General features: G+C 36.7%; 17 protein-coding genes and 1 riboswitch. Of the genes, 3 read left to right on the plus strand and 14 right to left on the minus strand.

Going from position 1 to position 15,145, the window contains the following annotated elements:
• Nucleotides 1-167 precede the first annotated feature (167 nt).
• Nucleotides 168-542: a DUF3127 domain-containing protein gene (locus tag K5R64_RS00185; protein WP_220759622.1), complete on the plus strand. Its 375-nt coding sequence runs from the start codon at nt 168-170 to the stop codon at nt 540-542.
• A 59-nt stretch (nt 543-601) separates the two neighbouring features.
• Here the strand turns inward: K5R64_RS00185 and K5R64_RS00190 are convergent, their stop codons facing one another.
• Complete coding sequence (locus tag K5R64_RS00190; protein ID WP_220759624.1) at nt 602-1,333, minus strand: phosphatase PAP2 family protein; 732 nt, start codon at nt 1,331-1,333, stop codon at nt 602-604.
• 89 nt (nt 1,334-1,422) lie between these two features.
• On the opposite strand from K5R64_RS00190, the gene aat reads away from it, so the two are divergent.
• Entirely contained in the window at nt 1,423-2,064 is a 642-nt protein-coding gene (gene aat / locus K5R64_RS00195; protein WP_220759626.1) for a leucyl/phenylalanyl-tRNA--protein transferase, read from the plus strand.
• Nucleotides 2,065-2,115: 51 nt separating this feature from the next.
• Nucleotides 2,116-2,952: a DUF2971 domain-containing protein gene (locus K5R64_RS00200; RefSeq protein WP_220759628.1), complete on the plus strand. Its 837-nt coding sequence runs from the start codon at nt 2,116-2,118 to the stop codon at nt 2,950-2,952.
• A 203-nt stretch (nt 2,953-3,155) separates the two neighbouring features.
• Here K5R64_RS00200 and K5R64_RS00205 read toward each other — a convergent pair whose 3' ends face one another.
• The 13 genes from K5R64_RS00205 to K5R64_RS00265 all read right to left on the minus strand — a co-directional run bounded on the left by K5R64_RS00205 (nt 3,156) and on the right by K5R64_RS00265 (nt 15,075).
• Nucleotides 3,156-3,866, minus strand: coding sequence for a HesA/MoeB/ThiF family protein (locus K5R64_RS00205; RefSeq protein ID WP_220759630.1), 711 nt, complete (start codon nt 3,864-3,866; stop codon nt 3,156-3,158).
• A 69-nt stretch (nt 3,867-3,935) separates the two neighbouring features.
• Entirely contained in the window at nt 3,936-5,048 is a 1,113-nt protein-coding gene (gene thiH / locus K5R64_RS00210; RefSeq protein WP_220759632.1) for a 2-iminoacetate synthase ThiH, read from the minus strand.
• Between the two features lie 55 nt (nt 5,049-5,103).
• Nucleotides 5,104-5,880, minus strand: a complete 777-nt coding sequence (locus K5R64_RS00215; protein WP_374758124.1) for a thiazole synthase — start codon at nt 5,878-5,880, stop codon at nt 5,104-5,106.
• A complete protein-coding gene (locus tag K5R64_RS00220; RefSeq protein ID WP_220759636.1) occupies nt 5,861-6,499 on the minus strand; it encodes a thiamine phosphate synthase in 639 nt (212 codons plus the stop codon). The genes K5R64_RS00215 and K5R64_RS00220 overlap by 20 nt, the downstream gene beginning before the upstream one ends.
• The gene (locus K5R64_RS00225; RefSeq protein ID WP_220759638.1) at nt 6,492-7,247 is read right to left on the minus strand and encodes a hydroxymethylpyrimidine/phosphomethylpyrimidine kinase; all 756 of its coding nucleotides are present in this window, start codon (nt 7,245-7,247) and stop codon (nt 6,492-6,494) included. The genes K5R64_RS00220 and K5R64_RS00225 overlap by 8 nt, the downstream gene beginning before the upstream one ends.
• Nucleotides 7,220-7,819 (minus strand): thiamine phosphate synthase, encoded by a 600-nt coding sequence (locus tag K5R64_RS00230; RefSeq protein WP_220759640.1) that lies wholly within the window; start codon nt 7,817-7,819, stop codon nt 7,220-7,222. The genes K5R64_RS00225 and K5R64_RS00230 overlap by 28 nt, the downstream gene beginning before the upstream one ends.
• Nucleotides 7,820-7,894: 75 nt before the next feature.
• Entirely contained in the window at nt 7,895-9,718 is a 1,824-nt protein-coding gene (thiC, locus tag K5R64_RS00235) for a phosphomethylpyrimidine synthase ThiC (protein ID WP_220759642.1), read from the minus strand.
• Between the two features lie 118 nt (nt 9,719-9,836).
• Nucleotides 9,837-10,043, minus strand: coding sequence for a sulfur carrier protein ThiS (gene thiS, locus K5R64_RS00240; RefSeq protein WP_220759644.1), 207 nt, complete (start codon nt 10,041-10,043; stop codon nt 9,837-9,839).
• Nucleotides 10,044-10,107: 64 nt separating this feature from the next.
• Nucleotides 10,108-10,203, minus strand: a riboswitch (TPP riboswitch).
• A 91-nt stretch (nt 10,204-10,294) separates the two neighbouring features.
• Nucleotides 10,295-10,864: a DNA-3-methyladenine glycosylase I gene (locus K5R64_RS00245; RefSeq protein WP_220759646.1), complete on the minus strand. Its 570-nt coding sequence runs from the start codon at nt 10,862-10,864 to the stop codon at nt 10,295-10,297.
• Nucleotides 10,851-11,507 (minus strand): queuosine precursor transporter, encoded by a 657-nt coding sequence (locus K5R64_RS00250; RefSeq protein ID WP_220759648.1) that lies wholly within the window; start codon nt 11,505-11,507, stop codon nt 10,851-10,853. Before K5R64_RS00250 ends, K5R64_RS00245 begins: the two co-directional genes overlap by 14 nt.
• 158 nt (nt 11,508-11,665) lie before the next feature.
• The gene (locus K5R64_RS00255) at nt 11,666-12,589 is read right to left on the minus strand and encodes a carbohydrate kinase family protein (protein WP_220759650.1); all 924 of its coding nucleotides are present in this window, start codon (nt 12,587-12,589) and stop codon (nt 11,666-11,668) included.
• Between the two features lies 1 nt (nt 12,590).
• Nucleotides 12,591-13,769, minus strand: coding sequence for a glycoside hydrolase 100 family protein (locus tag K5R64_RS00260; protein WP_220759652.1), 1,179 nt, complete (start codon nt 13,767-13,769; stop codon nt 12,591-12,593).
• Nucleotide 13,770: 1 nt separating this feature from the next.
• Nucleotides 13,771-15,075 carry an MFS transporter gene (locus K5R64_RS00265; RefSeq protein ID WP_220759654.1) on the minus strand — a complete coding sequence of 435 codons (1,305 nt, stop codon included), beginning with the start codon at nt 15,073-15,075 and terminating at the stop codon, nt 13,771-13,773.
• Between the last annotated feature and the right edge of the window lie 70 nt (nt 15,076-15,145).

Genomic DNA, 15,145 nt, shown 5'->3' on the forward strand with positions numbered 1-15,145 from the left:
TAAAATATCTAGAGAGGGATTTTTGTCTGCAATATAAGAAGTTAGTATATTTGTCAAATAGAAGTTCCCCAAGGGGATTTTTTTGTCTTTAGCATTACTGATATATGCTTTAAACAAATAACTTCTAATCGAACACAAGAACATAAATAACAATTAAAATAACGAAGATGGAAGTTACAGGAAAAGTTAGAGTCATTAATCCAGAGCAACAAGTGAGTGCGTCATTCAAAAAAAGAGAATTAGTTGTAACTACAGAAGAACAATATCCTCAACATATTTTAATTGAATTTACGCAAGATAAATGCGATTTGTTGAATAATTATTCAGTTGGAGAGCCCGTTAAAGTATCTATCAATTTGAGAGGTAGAGAATGGGTAAACCCACAAGGGGAAACACGTTTTTTCAATAGTATCCAAGGGTGGAGAATTGAAAAATTAGTTTCTGAAGCACCAGGTGCTCCTGCTCCTGCTATGCCTGCAGCTCCTGTTTTTCAACCAGCAACAAACTTAAACGAAGAAGAAGCAGACGACTTGCCATTCTAAGAGTAAGAAATATAAATATTTTTAAGAGAGCCTTGATTTTTTCAAGGCTTTTTTTATGATTAAAAACGGGGCTGAATCAACATTCCAAAACCTATTTGATTCCCCAATTGCGGATAAACAAAAGCAGTTCCCTTTTTCTTTTTTCCAAAGTGAAGCTTTTGTAAAGGATTGTAATGGGAAACAAGAATTCCCGAAGCCAAACCTATTCCTGCTCCTGCCAATACATCCGAACTAAAGTGTTTGTTGTTGGCAATACGCAATATTCCGGTTGCTGTAGCAAATACAAAACCGCTACTAGCATACCAAAAATTAGCATCTTTGTATTCTTGGTATAAAAGCGCTGCATTGGTAAAGGCAATCGCCGTATGTCCCGAAGGAAAGCTCAACCGGTCCGACCCATCGGGTCTGGTAGATTTTACACTGTTTTTTAGAATCGTAACCAAAATGTAACTCAAAGTATTGGCTGTTATGACATCAATTGTTCTATGTTTTATGGTATTCTTTGGTGTAAAACCCAAAAGTTCCCCGGCGTAGATTTGTATCAAAGGCACAAATACCGTTACATTATCAACCTGTGTATGAAAATTGGAGCCAAAAAGAGAATTCGATTTCTCTTGATTGTCACGATTGAATTGACTGTTTAATAATAGCGCTCCTGAACCTATCAAAGCGCTAGGCAGGATAAACGATTTGTAGCTAAGTTTTTTGTGATTTGAAATAGAATCCAGTTGCTGCCCGTTAGTATTGGAAATAAAAAAGAAGAGCAGGATAATAGGAAATGTTTTTTTCATTTCAATAAAAATTGGTAGTTCACGAAGGTAACCAAATAAAGTAAATTACTTTTGCCAAAAATAAAGGTATCACGTTTTACTATCATATTATGGTTCATTTGTCTCAAGAATTATTTTTTCCACCCGTTTCTCAGGCTAATTACGACGGAATAGTAGCCATTGGCGGTGATTTATCAGCTGAAAGATTGCAACTCGCCTATAGGAGTGGGATTTTTCCATGGTTTGAGGATGGAGATCCCATCATTTGGTGGTCACCTAATCCTCGAATGGTGCTTTTTCTGGACGAACTTAAAGTAACTAAAAGTATGCGAAACATCCTCAATCGCAATATTTTCAAGGTCACATTCAATCAGGAATTCAGAGCGGTCATTTCCAACTGCCAAAAAGTAAAACGCAGTGGTCAAAATGGTACTTGGATTACAAACGATATGATTGATGCCTACTGTAATTTGCATGAATTAGGGATAGCTAAATCAGTTGAGGTATGGCAAAATGATGAATTAGTAGGTGGTTTGTACGGCGTGGATATGGGGCATATTTTCTGTGGTGAAAGTATGTTTTCCAAAGTATCGAATGCTTCCAAAGTGGCTTTTATAACTCTAGTCGAAAAAATAAGAAATGAAAATTACCAACTTTTAGATTGCCAAGTGTACAACGAACACCTAGAAAGTTTAGGGTGCCGTGAAATTGAGCGTGAAGCGTTTATGGAGATTCTTAAAATTAACTATTAATAATTTAATAGTAAAATAGTCTTATGTTTTGATTTTTTTATTTTAAAATTTATGAAAAATTATGTACCTACTGTAAATATTGATTGGGAATTCGAAAATTATAAATATTCACATAATTTTCTTTTAGATGGTAAAGGGTATATTTCATCTATTACTGAAGAAAACAAGGAATTTATAAAGCCAGAATTTTTATATAAGTTTTATAGTTTAAATGATTATAGTTTGAATTCTTTTTTAGAGGGTTATTTGTATTTTTCTAACCCCAAAAATTTTAATGATCCTTTTGATTGTTTAGTTAATAGGGAAAAATATATAATTAGCAGCGGTTCTGAAAGAATATTAAGACATAGAGAAAACATAGGTGTTTGTTGTTTTACTTTAGAAAATAATAATCCATTAATGTGGGGACATTATGCAAATAGCTATTCAGGATTTTGTTTGAAATTTGAAAATGAGTCGTCGTTATTGCAAAATAAAAACATTGCAATTAAAAGCCATGTAGCATATTTAAAAGATTATAAGCCTGCTAATGAAAATCTTGAAAAAGTAATTAGAGAATTAAATTTGTCATCTTTAGATGAAGAAATGAAAGAGTTGATTCGAAAAGTATTAACAATGGTATTTGAATATTGTTGGAAAATGCATGATTGGAAATATGAGAAGGAATTTAGGGCAATTTCTATAAATTCAAAATCATTTGACAATAAATTGTATTTCGATAAAAATAGAGTTAAAGAAATATATATCGGGCAAAACATGAAAATTAAAAACCCAGATTCATATAAATTTTTGATGCGTATTTTAAAAAATGAATATCCGCATATAAAAATATTTGAAGTGAAACCTCATCCGCTTTATGTTAAATTAGAATTTAATGAAATGGTTTAGAGTAAAAAAATTAAACGATAGTTAGATTTTGTTTTTAACAGTATGAGCACCAATCGAATCCGTGATAATCAGTTTTTTTACCACAAAGAGCGTATTTTATATCCGTGTCATCCGTGTCCCATTCATCGTAGCACCAATCAAATCCGTGATAATCACTTTTTTTACTGCAAAGAGCGTATTTTATATCCGTGTCATCAGCGTCCCTAAAAATTCAACTTAGTAAAACTCCAATTCAACGTACTATACAAAATCAATTCATTCTTCAAACTCGGAAGTCCTATAATTAATTTCAACGTTTCATGTGCCATCATCGTGCCAATCATTCCTGGTAATGTACCCAGGACACCATTAAAACTACAATTAGGAACATCTTTAGGGTTGGGTGGTTCTGGGAATAAATCACGCAAGTTTTTACTGCCCTGATGATTGAAGACCGCTAGTTGTCCTTCAAAACCTAAGATGCTACCATATACCAAAGTTTTTCCTAACGCCACACAGGTATCATTGACCAAATAGCGCGTACTGAAATTATCCGAACCATCCACGACCAAATCAAAGTCGGCAATAATTCTACTGGCATTGTCAGCCGTGAGTTTTTCTTCAAAAGCCTGAACCTGAATTAACGGATTGAGTTTTTCAACCGTGCTTTTAGCTGTTGTAGCTTTTGGTAATCCTATTTGGTCTTCTGTATATAAAATTTGTCGGTGTAGATTGTGAATTTCGATTTTGTCAAAATCAACAATGCCTATTGTTCCCACGCCTGCGGTTGCTATGTACTGCAAAATTGGACAGCCCAAGCCTCCAGCACCAATTACTAATACTTTGGCTTTTTTTAATTTTTCTTGACCCTCATCACCTATTTCAGGTAAAATGACTTGTCGGTTGTATCGTAAAAAATCTTGAATTACACTCATTTTTTAAGTTTCTAAGGTTGAGGTTCTGAGTTTGTCTTAGTCTCTTAGAATCTAAGAGCCTTAGCCCCTCTAAAAATAACTTCTTTCCCAATCTTTCCAAACGGGTTCGTATCCTTTTTCAGTAATGATTTTGGCGATTTCAGCCACTGAACGTTCATCACTTATTTCGAATTGTTCCAATGATTGCGGGTCAACCACATAACCACCAGGATTGGTTTTGGAACCAGCACTCATACTTGTTGTTCCAATAGGGATAATATTGTTTCGGAATTTTTCATTCTCACGAGTCGAAATCGAAATTTCCAAATCCTCATTCCACAAACGGTACGCACAAATCAGTTGAGTCAAATCCTTATCGTCCATAATGAAATTGGGTTCGATAATACCTTCGGCTGGACGTAATCTAGGAAACGAAACCGAATACTTGGTTCTCCAATAATTTTTTTGCAAATAATCCAAATGCAAGGCGTTGAAAAAACTATCGGTACGCCAATCTTCCAATCCTAATAATACGCCTAAACCAATCTTATGAATCCCTGCTTTTCCAATGCGGTCTGGGGTGTCAAGTCTAAAGTCAAAATTGGACTTCTTTCCCTTGGTATGGTATTTTTTATACACTTCCTGATGGTAGGTTTCTTGATACACCAAAACCGAATAGACTCCCGCCTCATGCAAACGCTCGTATTCTTCTTGCGATAGCGGTTGCACTTCGACTGAAATAATCGAAAAATCATTTTTTATCAGTTCGATAGCATTCAAGAAATAATTGATATTTACCGTATAATTCGCTTCGCCAGTAACTAATAAAACATGGTCAAACCCCAATATTTTTAAGGCTTCAACTTCTTGTTTGATTTCGCTATCCAGTAAGGTTTTGCGTTTGATTTTGTTATCCAAACTAAAACCGCAATAAGTACAGATATTTTGACACTCATTGCTCAAATACAAAGGCGCATACATCTGGATGGTTTTCCCGAAACGTTTCTTGGTCAATTCATGACATTCTTGTGCCATTGGCTCCAAGTATGGTTGCGCCGCTGGGGAAATCAACGCCAAAAAATCATCCAAATTGCGTTTGGTCTTCGTCAAGGCTTGTTCAACTTGTGTAGAAGTAGTTTGGTAGATTCTGGATTGAATTTCGTCCCAATTATATTGTTCAAAAACGGATTTAAATGTTTTCATTTAATTTTGGTTTATTTTAGCCCTGTCAGGGTTCAAAACCCTGACAGGGCTACTATCATTCGTACAAAAATGCCGTCAAAGGACTCGACGCCACGGCTTGTTTGTATTGCTGTCCTAGTTTTGCTTCGTATGCTTTGCGTCCTGCAATGACCGCTTCTTTAAAAGCTTCAGCCATTAATTTAGGATTTCCAGCAACGGCAATGGCTGTGTTTACCAATACTGCATCGGCACCTAATTCCATGGCTTTGGCAGCATCGGAAGGTGCTCCAATTCCCGCATCGATAATCACAGGAACATTCGATTGTTCGATAATAATTTCTAAAAAATCTATTGTTTTTAATCCTTTGTTACTTCCAATAGGCGAACCCAACGGCATTACAGCAGCTGTTCCTACATCTTCTAATCGCTTGCACAAAACAGGGTCGGCATGGATATAAGGCAAAATGATAAAACCTAATTTTGCCAGCTCTTCTGTAGCTTTTAGCGTTTCAATGGGATCAGGAAGCAAATACCTTGGATCAGGATGGATTTCGAGTTTCAGCCAATTGGTTTCCAAAGCTTCTCTTGCCAGTTGTGCTGCAAAAACAGCTTCTTTGGCATTTCGAGCGCCTGAGGTATTGGGTAGTAAATTGATTCTAGGGTGTTTCAAATGCGATAAGATCGCATCGGTGTCAGTCTCTAAATCCACTCGCTTCAAAGCTACTGTTACTAATTCGCTTTCAGAGGCCAGAATAGCTTCTTCCATTTGGATATTCGAACCAAATTTTCCTGTTCCTAAAAACAAGCGAGATTCTAATGTTTTGTCTCCTATTTTAAACGATGACATAGCCATATAATTTTTCGTTAAGTTGTGTGATTAATTTTGTTTTGGAATCGCTGTTGGTCAACAATCCTGAAACGGCAATCCCATGAATTCCTGTTTTGATGATGGATTCGACATCCTCAAGCTGAATGCCGCCAATGGCAAATACAGGTATTTTGATTTGCTCTTGTTGGAGTTGGTCAAGAATTTTTTGATAACCTTCTAAACCTAAAATTGGACTTAGTTTGTCTTTGGTTGTTGTAAAACGAAAAGGCCCTAAACCTACATAATCGCAACCATTAGCCACATGGCTAAGGATGTTTTCGTAGGTGTTTGCGGTGCCTCCAATAATTTTGGCATCGCCCAAAATAGTTCGTGCTTCTGGAATTGCCATATCGGTTAAGCCTAAATGAATTCCGTCAGCATCTATTTCTTTGGCTAGACGCACATTGTCATTGATGATTAAGGTAGCCAGATATTCTTGGCACAGTGTTTTTGTGGCTTCGGCCAAGGTTAAAAGGTCTTTTTCAACCGTGGTTTTGAATCGTATTTGAATCCAGTCACAACCATGGTCTAATGCCTGATGAATGTTGTATAACTGCTCTTCGACAGTGTTTCCTTGCGAGATATATTGTAAACGATTAAGCATGATGGTATCCTAATTGATTTTGAGTTGATACTAAAAAGTTTTCGATGTACTCTTTGCCTTTGATGCAGGCAGAAAGTAAATTTTGTTCCAAGGCGATTTGGGCCGTTATCGCAGCGGATAAGACACAACCCGAACCATGTTTGGGATAGACGCCAGTATTTTTTGGCGAAAGCCTATAAAAACGGTCTTTGATATATAAAAAATCGACTCCAATTTCAGAAGGATTATGACCTCCTTTTAATAAAACCGAACAATGTTTGGAAAGGTATTCGATACTATTCTCAATGTTTTTTTCGGTGGGAACTAATTTTTGAATTTCCTCATAATTGGGCGTTATCAATTCTATTTTGTCTAAAATGGAAGTCAAATCATTTTGGTTTTCAATGGTTAAAAAATGGAATTCGGTGGTGGATTTTAATACCGTGTCCCAAATTATTTTGGTCTTTGGCGAAAGCCTATGGAGAAGCAAAACAATTTTTTTTAAATAGTCCAAGGACGGAACAATGCCAATTTTTACGGCTTGAATGCTATAGCTTTGAAATAAAGTTTCGATAGACTGTAATACTAATTCGATAGCAGTCCACTCAATGGAAACAAAATCCGTTTCGGTTTGAATGGTATTGGCGGTATTTATCGCAAAACCATACACCTGATGTTGTTCAAAAGTTTTAATATCAGCCAGAACGCCCGCGCCTGCTGATGGGTCAAAACCTGCAATGCTTAGTACGAAAGGGCGATTTGTTGACATGATTTGAAATTTTGAATTGGATTTGAACTGAGCCATATTGTCCCTAAAACGGCCACTTCGTCAAAACCTGCTTTTAGTGCCGTGGGCATAGTGGAACGGTCAATACCTCCTAATGCGACTAGTTTTGTATTGAAATTGGTACGTTGAGCTAATGTTTGCAAGTGGTCGGTTTCCGATTGGTAATTCGATTTGGAAATACTTGGAAATACAGGACTTAAAAACGCATATTGATAAAAGATTCTTAACTCATTAAATGCCGCTATCGAATGGACAGAAGCTGATAAATGCACCTTTTTTTCATTGTAATCATACAGCGTTTCAGCAGAAAGAGTTTGTCTCATTTTTTCTGTAAAATGAAGTCGGTTAATCCCTAAATCTTCGGCTAGCTGATGCTGGCTATGCAAAACGAGTTGGTGAGCGTATTCACTTCCAATTGTTTTTACAAATGATTGCATATCCGAAGCTGAAAATTCAGGCTTGCGAATATGTAACAACTCCAGTCCATGTTCAAAAAGCTCATGGATGGTTTTGATTTCATTTGCTACCGCAGTTGGATGGGTGATGACAATCATATTGTAAAGTATTAAGTAGTGAGTATTAAGTATTAAGATTTTTTGGTCTTGATACTTAATACTCTATTCTTAATTCTATGAATAAATTTCTTTTCCTTGTTCGATAAACTCTTCTGATTTCTCTTGCATTCCTTTTTTAGCCTCCTCGACATCGCGAATTTCTTGTGAGATTTTCATAGAGCAGAATTTTGGACCACACATCGAGCAGAAATGCGCTACTTTGGCACCATCAGCAGGCAAGGTTTCATCGTGGAATTCACGTGCCGTGTCTGGGTCTAATGATAAGTTGAATTGGTCTTCCCAGCGGAATTCAAAACGAGCTTTACTCAAGGCATTGTCACGGTATTGTGCTCCCGGATGTCCTTTGGCCAAGTCGGCAGCGTGGGCTGCAATTTTATAGGTGATTACACCGTCTTTTACATCTTTTTTATTTGGTAAACCCAGGTGTTCTTTTGGAGTTACATAACACAACATCGCGCATCCGTACCATCCAATCATTGCAGCACCAATGGCTGAGGTAATATGGTCGTAACCTGGAGCAATATCAGTTGTTAATGGCCCTAAAGTGTAAAATGGGGCTTCAGAACAATGTTCCAATTGCTTGTCCATGTTTTCTTTAATCATGTGCATCGGTACGTGACCAGGTCCTTCGATGAATACTTGCACATCGTGTTTCCAAGCGATTTTAGTCAATTCACCAAGCGTTTCTAATTCGGCAAACTGTGCAGCATCATTGGCATCAGCAATCGAACCTGGACGTAAACCATCTCCAAGAGAGAAAGCCACATCGTATTGTTTCATGATTTCGCAAATTTCCTCAAAATGCGTGTACAAGAAGTTTTCTTTGTGGTGGAACAAACACCATTTAGCCATAATCGACCCTCCACGAGAAACGATTCCCGTAACACGATTAGCAGTTAAATGAATGTATCTCAACAATACTCCAGCGTGAATCGTAAAATAAGAAACTCCTTGTTCCGCTTGTTCAATCAATGTATCGCGGAAAATTTCCCAAGTTAAATCTTCGGCAATACCGTTTACTTTTTCTAAAGCTTGGTAAATTGGCACCGTTCCAATAGGCACTGGTGAATTACGGATGATCCATTCTCTGGTTTCGTGGATGTTTTTACCTGTCGATAAATCCATAATGGTGTCAGCTCCCCAACGGCAAGCCCAAACCGCTTTTTCTACTTCTTCTTCAATAGAAGAGGTTACAGCACTGTTCCCGATATTAGCATTAATTTTTACCAAGAAATTACGACCTACAATCATCGGTTCACTCTCAGGGTGGTTGATGTTGTTTGGGATGATGGCGCGACCTGCTGCAATTTCGCTACGAACAAACTCAGGAGTGATTTTGTTTTTAGGTGTATTGGCGCCAAAACTATGTCCTGCGTGTTGGCATTGCATCGCTTTTTGAGCCGTTTCTAATTGTTCGATGCGTTGGTTTTCACGAATCGCAATGTATTCCATTTCTGGTGTGATGATACCTTGTTTAGCGTAATACAATTGGGTAACATTAGCCCCTTTTTTGGCACGCATCGGTTTGTGTAGGTATTCAAAACGCAAATGATTTAATTTTTCATCATTCAAACGCTCTTTACCATAGTTCGAACTGATTTCTGTAAGTTCTTCCACATCACCACGGTCTAAGATCCATTGCTCACGGATGCGAGGCAATCCTTTGCGCACATCAATTTCGATATTCGGGTCTGTGTAAGGACCAGAAGTATCGTAAACCGTTACGGGTGGGTTTTTCTCTACACCACCTTTAGCAAGTTTAGTGTCAGAAAGGTGAATTTCGCGCATAGCGACTTTTATCGGGTGAATGTCACCATTGATATATACCTTAGTCGAATTCGGGAAGGGCTGTCTTGATATTTTTTCTTCGTTGTTCATTTTTTTTTGAAGTTAGGTGTTGTGGGTTATGTGTTATGCGTTTTTGCATAACGATATTTTTTTATTATAAGATTATATTGTTTGGAGTGACTGATAACTGTAATTTGCAAACTGAATACTATCCCCCCTGCGTAGCCGAAATAATCAAAATATCGTCAGTTTCGGATAGGAGGTGTTGGTTCCAATTGGATTTTGGAATTACGGTTTGGTTCACCGCTACGGCGATACCGTTTTGTTTTTGTGGAATTTCAATATCAAGCAAGGCTTGAATGCTGAGAGCATCTGCTTGAAATTGTTTGGTTTGATTGTTGATTTTTAGTTCCATTCCTTTAATTTTTTTGAATTAAAATTACTTTAGGAATGGCTACAATGGCCCAAAAATGGGCTACGGAAGTCATCTTACTTTTCCCTACGCTAGTATGAACTAGATCAGGTTCAGAGGGTAAAATCTCAGCCTACAATTGTAGACACCCCTAAAGTGAGCGGCAAATGTAGTGAAAAAGTTAGAAATAAGATTTTAGAAACTAGAAGTTTAACAATTTTGTACTGAATACTTCAAAAACTGAACACTGTTTATTAACCTCTTGTCCAGCAATTTTCAACGTGGTCATTTACCATGCCGGTAGCTTGCATGTGTGCATAAACCACAGTAGAGCCTACAAACTTAAAACCTCGCTTTTTTAAATCTTTGCTAATAGCATCCGAAAGTGAGGTAGTGGCAGGCACATCTTTGATAGTTTTGGGTTTATTGTCAATGGGTTTTCCATCGACAAATCCCCAAATGTATTTGGAAAAACTACCAAATTCTTCTTGAATTTTAATGAAATTTTGGGCATTTGTGACAGCCGAATAAACTTTGAGTTTGTTCCGAATGATACCCGAATCTTGTAGTAAGTCTTGGATTTTTTCATCCGAATATTGGGCTATTTTTTTATAATCAAATTGGTCAAAAGCTTGGCGAAAATTTTCTCTTTTGTTCAGAATGGTAATCCAACTCAAACCCGCTTGGAAGGTTTCGAGTAACAAAAATTCAAATAGCGTAGCGTCATCATATACGGGTTTGCCCCATTCAGTGTCGTGGTATTCTCGGTATAAATCACTAGATAAACACCAGCTGCATCTTGGTTTGTCGTTAATGGGATTCATCTTGAGCGATGTATTTTTTGATTAAAAAATGACCTAAGTAAATCATAGGTGTAAGCAGGATAGCGACACACAACTTGAAAGTGTAACCTGTGAGCGCTGAGGAAATAAAGGTATCCAAATTAATTTTTCCAGGTAACCAAAAAGCGATACCTAGTACAATAAAGGAATCGAATAATTGAGAAATGACGGTAGAACCTGTAGTTCGGAGCCATATTTTGCGGTCACCTGTTCTTTTTTTGAAAAACCAAAACATACTCACGTCAATCAATTGTGAGATTAAGAAGGCGGTGATACTTCCTACAATAATCCACATGCTTTGTCCAAAAACGGCTTGGAATTGGTCATCGTTGACTGGTGAAATGCCTTTTGCGGCAGGAATACCAATGGCTAAAAATAAAATAATAAAGGAGTAGGCAATAAGGCAAGCGGTGATTAAGGAGAGTTTTTTAACTCCTTTTTCGCCAAAATATTCGTTGATTAAATCAGTAGTCAGAAAAACTATAGGCCAGGGTAAAATTCCGATACTCATCACAAATGGACCAATCTGGATTAGCTTTCCGCCAATAAGTTCTGCAGTGACTGCATTAGTGATAAAAATTCCGGCCAGTATGATAAAAATGAGTTCTCTTTTGGTTTTGAACATGTTTTGAAATTTGATTCAACCAAATTTAGTTTTTTATTTTTATAAACGAAATTATATGAAGGAATGAGATTGGGTTGAAAAGAAAAAGTCCCATTTTGCTTAAAAAATGAGACTTAATCATCATTAGATTCAGTTTTTAGTTCAGTGTATGCAATTTTTTAAAGATTCTCTAGTTGAATATTGTCAGGCAGCTGACCCAGATGTTGCAGTTTAATACTGGCCAGTTTTTGTGCGATATCGATACATTCGAGAGGCTCTTTTTCTTGGAGTTTACCATATAAAAAACCTGTCCAAAAAGCATCTCCGGCTCCGGTAGTGTCTTTTATGTTTTCCACAAAAGGCGCTTTTTTGTGTGTTGTTCCAATATTCGAATCCCACAAAACGACTCCGTTTTTGCCTTTGGTCAAACAAATCGTTTTAGCACCTAATTGGCTAAAAAAATTAAGGATATAGTCATCGCTTTTGGTTTCGTTAAACAGTCTGAAGCAATCATCATCGCTTAATTTTACTAAAGGTTTTGTGGCCATATATTCTTTGATGGTTTCCATTGCTTCTTTTCGGTCTGGCCAGATTTTGTCGGAATAATTCAGGTCTATACTGGTTTGTAAACCTAATTGGCTGGCTTTTTTAGCTTTTTTCAAAATCGTTTCACGTGCCGGATTTTTGCTTAGAGCAAAACAGGTGGTGTGAAAAATTTTGGCTTCTTCCAAAAGGCTGTCGGGAATTTGCGTTTCTTCAATATGGTAATCGGCCTGTCTGTACGAAATGAATTCGGGTGTTGCACTTGATTTGGAAACAAAAATTATAGAAGAAGGATAGTTGTCAAGTTCTTTTATTTGTGCAGTGTTGACGTTGTTTTCTTTTAGCTTTTCAATCATAAAATGACCTAATCCGTCATTACCGCAACTGGCAACTAAGATAGTTTTTAATCCTAATTTGGCACTATAAATAGCCACATTAGTTGGGGAACCGCCCAGAAAACGATTGTAATTTTCAATCTTGGAAATGGGGGTATTTAGCTCATTTCCAATATAGTCAATGAGTAATTCTCCTGTGCAAATGATGTCAATTGTCTTTTCCATTTTAAATCAATAATTTGAAATTTTTGGTGATTCCCTGATGTAACAAAATTGTTGCTGCCGCACTCCAAGCACAAAAAGGGACTCCGTTTACTGCGGTTGTTTCCGTATTAAAGTTTTCATAGAAACTAAAATCTTCTATTGCATTCGCAAGATTAATAGCGTTTAAAAGTTTTTTAGCTTCTTCATTCTTTTGTTTGGACATCAAAGCCAATCCGTAAAATCCATTCACCATTGGCCAACTTCCACCGTTATGAAATTCGTTCGGGTAATTTCTAAATTCGTATTTGAAATTGTTTTTCAATAAATTCCAGTCGGCATCTGTTTCTTTGATGGGTGGCCAAAATGCAGGTAGTAATGCCAAAGCGGTTTGGGTTCTGGTATTCTCGGCATGTTGAATGATGGTTTCCTGAAAATCATTCGAGCCAATATTTAATAACAATGCCAGAGAATGCGCAAAAGCATCAAATGTTGTTTTGTATCCCGCAGGTGAGAAAGAGCAGGGCATGTAATTTTCAAATTGGAATTCGTCATAAGCTCTTTCATGGTATTTTTCGCCAGTTGATTTGGGCATAAAATTAATTTCAATTTGCTCAGTAATGTTTTGAATTTTAGTCGTAATAGATTCGTCCTTTGCAAAATGATTATAATTTTTTAATGCCCAAACCCTAAGCAGCTGATCGTATAAAACGTATCCATCAGTAATATATTCATCAGCCCAATTTCCTGACAAAGGCACGTACAGGAGACCTTTATTGTTAAATTCCCAAGCTTCTAAAAGTTGTAAAGCTTTTAGGATGTTATTGTTGTATTTTTTTACAAAACCAGTATCATTGGTATAATGAGCATATTGGCATATTCCAATAATGAACCAGGTCACAGCATCCACTCTTCCTGCTAGGCCACCATAACTTACTTCAATGTGATTTTGGTCAGTCATTACATTTGAAGGTATGGTTCCGTTTTGATGTTGATTATTTGCTAAAGTTTCTAATGTTTTTTTGAAAGTGGCAATCAAATGTTCTTCTCCCGAGGCCAAGGCTGCTAATCCACATATTACACCATCTCTGGCCCAAACTCTTTTGTAGTTTGAAATATTTTGTGCGCTTGCCAAAAAACCTTCAGAAGAAGATGCTTCTTCAAGTAATTCGATGGCTTTTATAAAGGTAATATCAGTATTCATACTACAATTTTTTTGTTTTAGTTGTTTGAATTAATAAAGTACTCAATGAACCAAGCAACAGTAGTATTCCTGCAAATGTTATAGCTTGGCGAGGGTCATTATCTAAAAAATTTTTGAGTACAAATCCAAAAGAAATATTTTGAATAATCATTGGGATTACAATCATCATGTTGATGATTCCCATATAAATTCCGTAGCGTTCTTTAGGGATATTTGTAACTACCATCAGATAAGGAATTCCCATCATACTTGCCCAAGCTATTCCATAGCCTATGATAGCTGCAAAAAAGAAGTATTGATTTTGTATTAATGGGAAAAAGATAAATGAAACAGCTCCAAATAAAAGACAAACAAAATGGACCATTTTAGGGCTGTGTTTCTTAGCTAATTTAGCCAGATAAAAAGCGACTGAAAAAGTAACAATAAATCCAAATGCACCAATTAATCCCATCCATTCTACTGCTTTTTCATAGCCTTCTTTGTTCGCAGGGGTGACATTCCAAACAGACAAGGCTATACTCTTGGAGTTGTTTTGCCAAAAACACATTAAGGCATACCATTGGAACATGTAAACTAAAAAGAGTTGCCACATAACTTTAGGCATTTCTAGAACTGCATGATAGATATCGATAAAGGGAGAAAAGAGATTTAATGGTTCTGATTTCATCTTTGCAATTTCTTCCTCGGTAGGTGGAATTTCAGCAGTTTTTTTCATGCTCCACCAAATGGAAGTCACTGAAAGGACTCCTCCTAAAAAGAAAGAGGCGTAAATCCAATTGGGTAATTCCCCTGTATAACCAGCAAAAACAATTGGAAATAAGAATAATGAAATATAAGATAAGAACTGACCGAATCCTGTAAAAAAACTTTGTGCTTGAAATCCAATAGGTTGTTGATCTTCATTAAGAGTGTCGGCAATAAAAGCACGATAAGGTTCCATCGCAGTGTTATTTCCTACATCCAAAATCCAAAGTAAACCTGCTGCCATCCAAAGCGAACTACTAAATGGAAAGAGGAATAAGGCAATGCTACAAATAATTGCGCCTATGAAAAAATAAGGTTTTCTTCGTCCCCATCTAGGATGCCAGGTTTTATCACTCATGGCTCCAATTATGGGCTGAATCAATAATCCTGTTAATGGTCCTGCTAGATTTAATATTGGAATTTGGTCGGGACTGGCATGAAGAAAATCATAAATAGGATTTACAGCACTTTGTTGCAAACCAAAACTATATTGGATGCCAAAAAAGCCGACATTCATGTTGATAATTTGCCAGAAACTAAGTTTAGGTTTGGAAAATGCCATAATTGTGTTTTTAAATTTTTTTAAATAAATTCCTGTACTATAAAAGTACAGGAATTGCTAACCAACTAAC

Origin of the sequence: Flavobacterium sp. UMI-01, assembly GCF_019656315.1 — a bacterium.
Taxonomy (GTDB): Bacteria; Bacteroidota; Bacteroidia; order Flavobacteriales; family Flavobacteriaceae; genus Flavobacterium.

What these genes read in the sequence shown, in the direction of transcription:
- K5R64_RS00260 (WP_220759652.1), bottom strand. Translation starts at nt 13,769, where the DNA reads ATGAATACTGATATTACCTTTATAAAAGCCATCGAATTACTTGAAGAA.
- K5R64_RS00225 (WP_220759638.1), bottom strand. Translation starts at nt 7,247, where the DNA reads ATGTCAACAAATCGCCCTTTCGTACTAAGCATTGCAGGTTTTGACCCA.
- thiC (WP_220759642.1), bottom strand. Translation starts at nt 9,718, where the DNA reads ATGAACAACGAAGAAAAAATATCAAGACAGCCCTTCCCGAATTCGACT.
- thiH (WP_220759632.1), bottom strand. Translation starts at nt 5,048, where the DNA reads ATGAAAACATTTAAATCCGTTTTTGAACAATATAATTGGGACGAAATT.
- K5R64_RS00255 (WP_220759650.1), bottom strand. Translation starts at nt 12,589, where the DNA reads ATGGAAAAGACAATTGACATCATTTGCACAGGAGAATTACTCATTGAC.
- K5R64_RS00190 (WP_220759624.1), bottom strand. Translation starts at nt 1,333, where the DNA reads ATGAAAAAAACATTTCCTATTATCCTGCTCTTCTTTTTTATTTCCAAT.
- K5R64_RS00185 (WP_220759622.1), top strand. Translation starts at nt 168, where the DNA reads ATGGAAGTTACAGGAAAAGTTAGAGTCATTAATCCAGAGCAACAAGTG.
- K5R64_RS00220 (WP_220759636.1), bottom strand. Translation starts at nt 6,499, where the DNA reads ATGCTTAATCGTTTACAATATATCTCGCAAGGAAACACTGTCGAAGAG.
- K5R64_RS00215 (WP_374758124.1), bottom strand. Translation starts at nt 5,880, where the DNA reads ATGGCTATGTCATCGTTTAAAATAGGAGACAAAACATTAGAATCTCGC.
- K5R64_RS00230 (WP_220759640.1), bottom strand. Translation starts at nt 7,819, where the DNA reads ATGATTGTCATCACCCATCCAACTGCGGTAGCAAATGAAATCAAAACC.
- K5R64_RS00250 (WP_220759648.1), bottom strand. Translation starts at nt 11,507, where the DNA reads ATGTTCAAAACCAAAAGAGAACTCATTTTTATCATACTGGCCGGAATT.
- K5R64_RS00200 (WP_220759628.1), top strand. Translation starts at nt 2,116, where the DNA reads ATGAAAAATTATGTACCTACTGTAAATATTGATTGGGAATTCGAAAAT.
- K5R64_RS00265 (WP_220759654.1), bottom strand. Translation starts at nt 15,075, where the DNA reads ATGGCATTTTCCAAACCTAAACTTAGTTTCTGGCAAATTATCAACATG.
- K5R64_RS00205 (WP_220759630.1), bottom strand. Translation starts at nt 3,866, where the DNA reads ATGAGTGTAATTCAAGATTTTTTACGATACAACCGACAAGTCATTTTA.
- K5R64_RS00245 (WP_220759646.1), bottom strand. Translation starts at nt 10,864, where the DNA reads ATGAATCCCATTAACGACAAACCAAGATGCAGCTGGTGTTTATCTAGT.
- aat (WP_220759626.1), top strand. Translation starts at nt 1,423, where the DNA reads ATGGTTCATTTGTCTCAAGAATTATTTTTTCCACCCGTTTCTCAGGCT.
- thiS (WP_220759644.1), bottom strand. Translation starts at nt 10,043, where the DNA reads ATGGAACTAAAAATCAACAATCAAACCAAACAATTTCAAGCAGATGCT.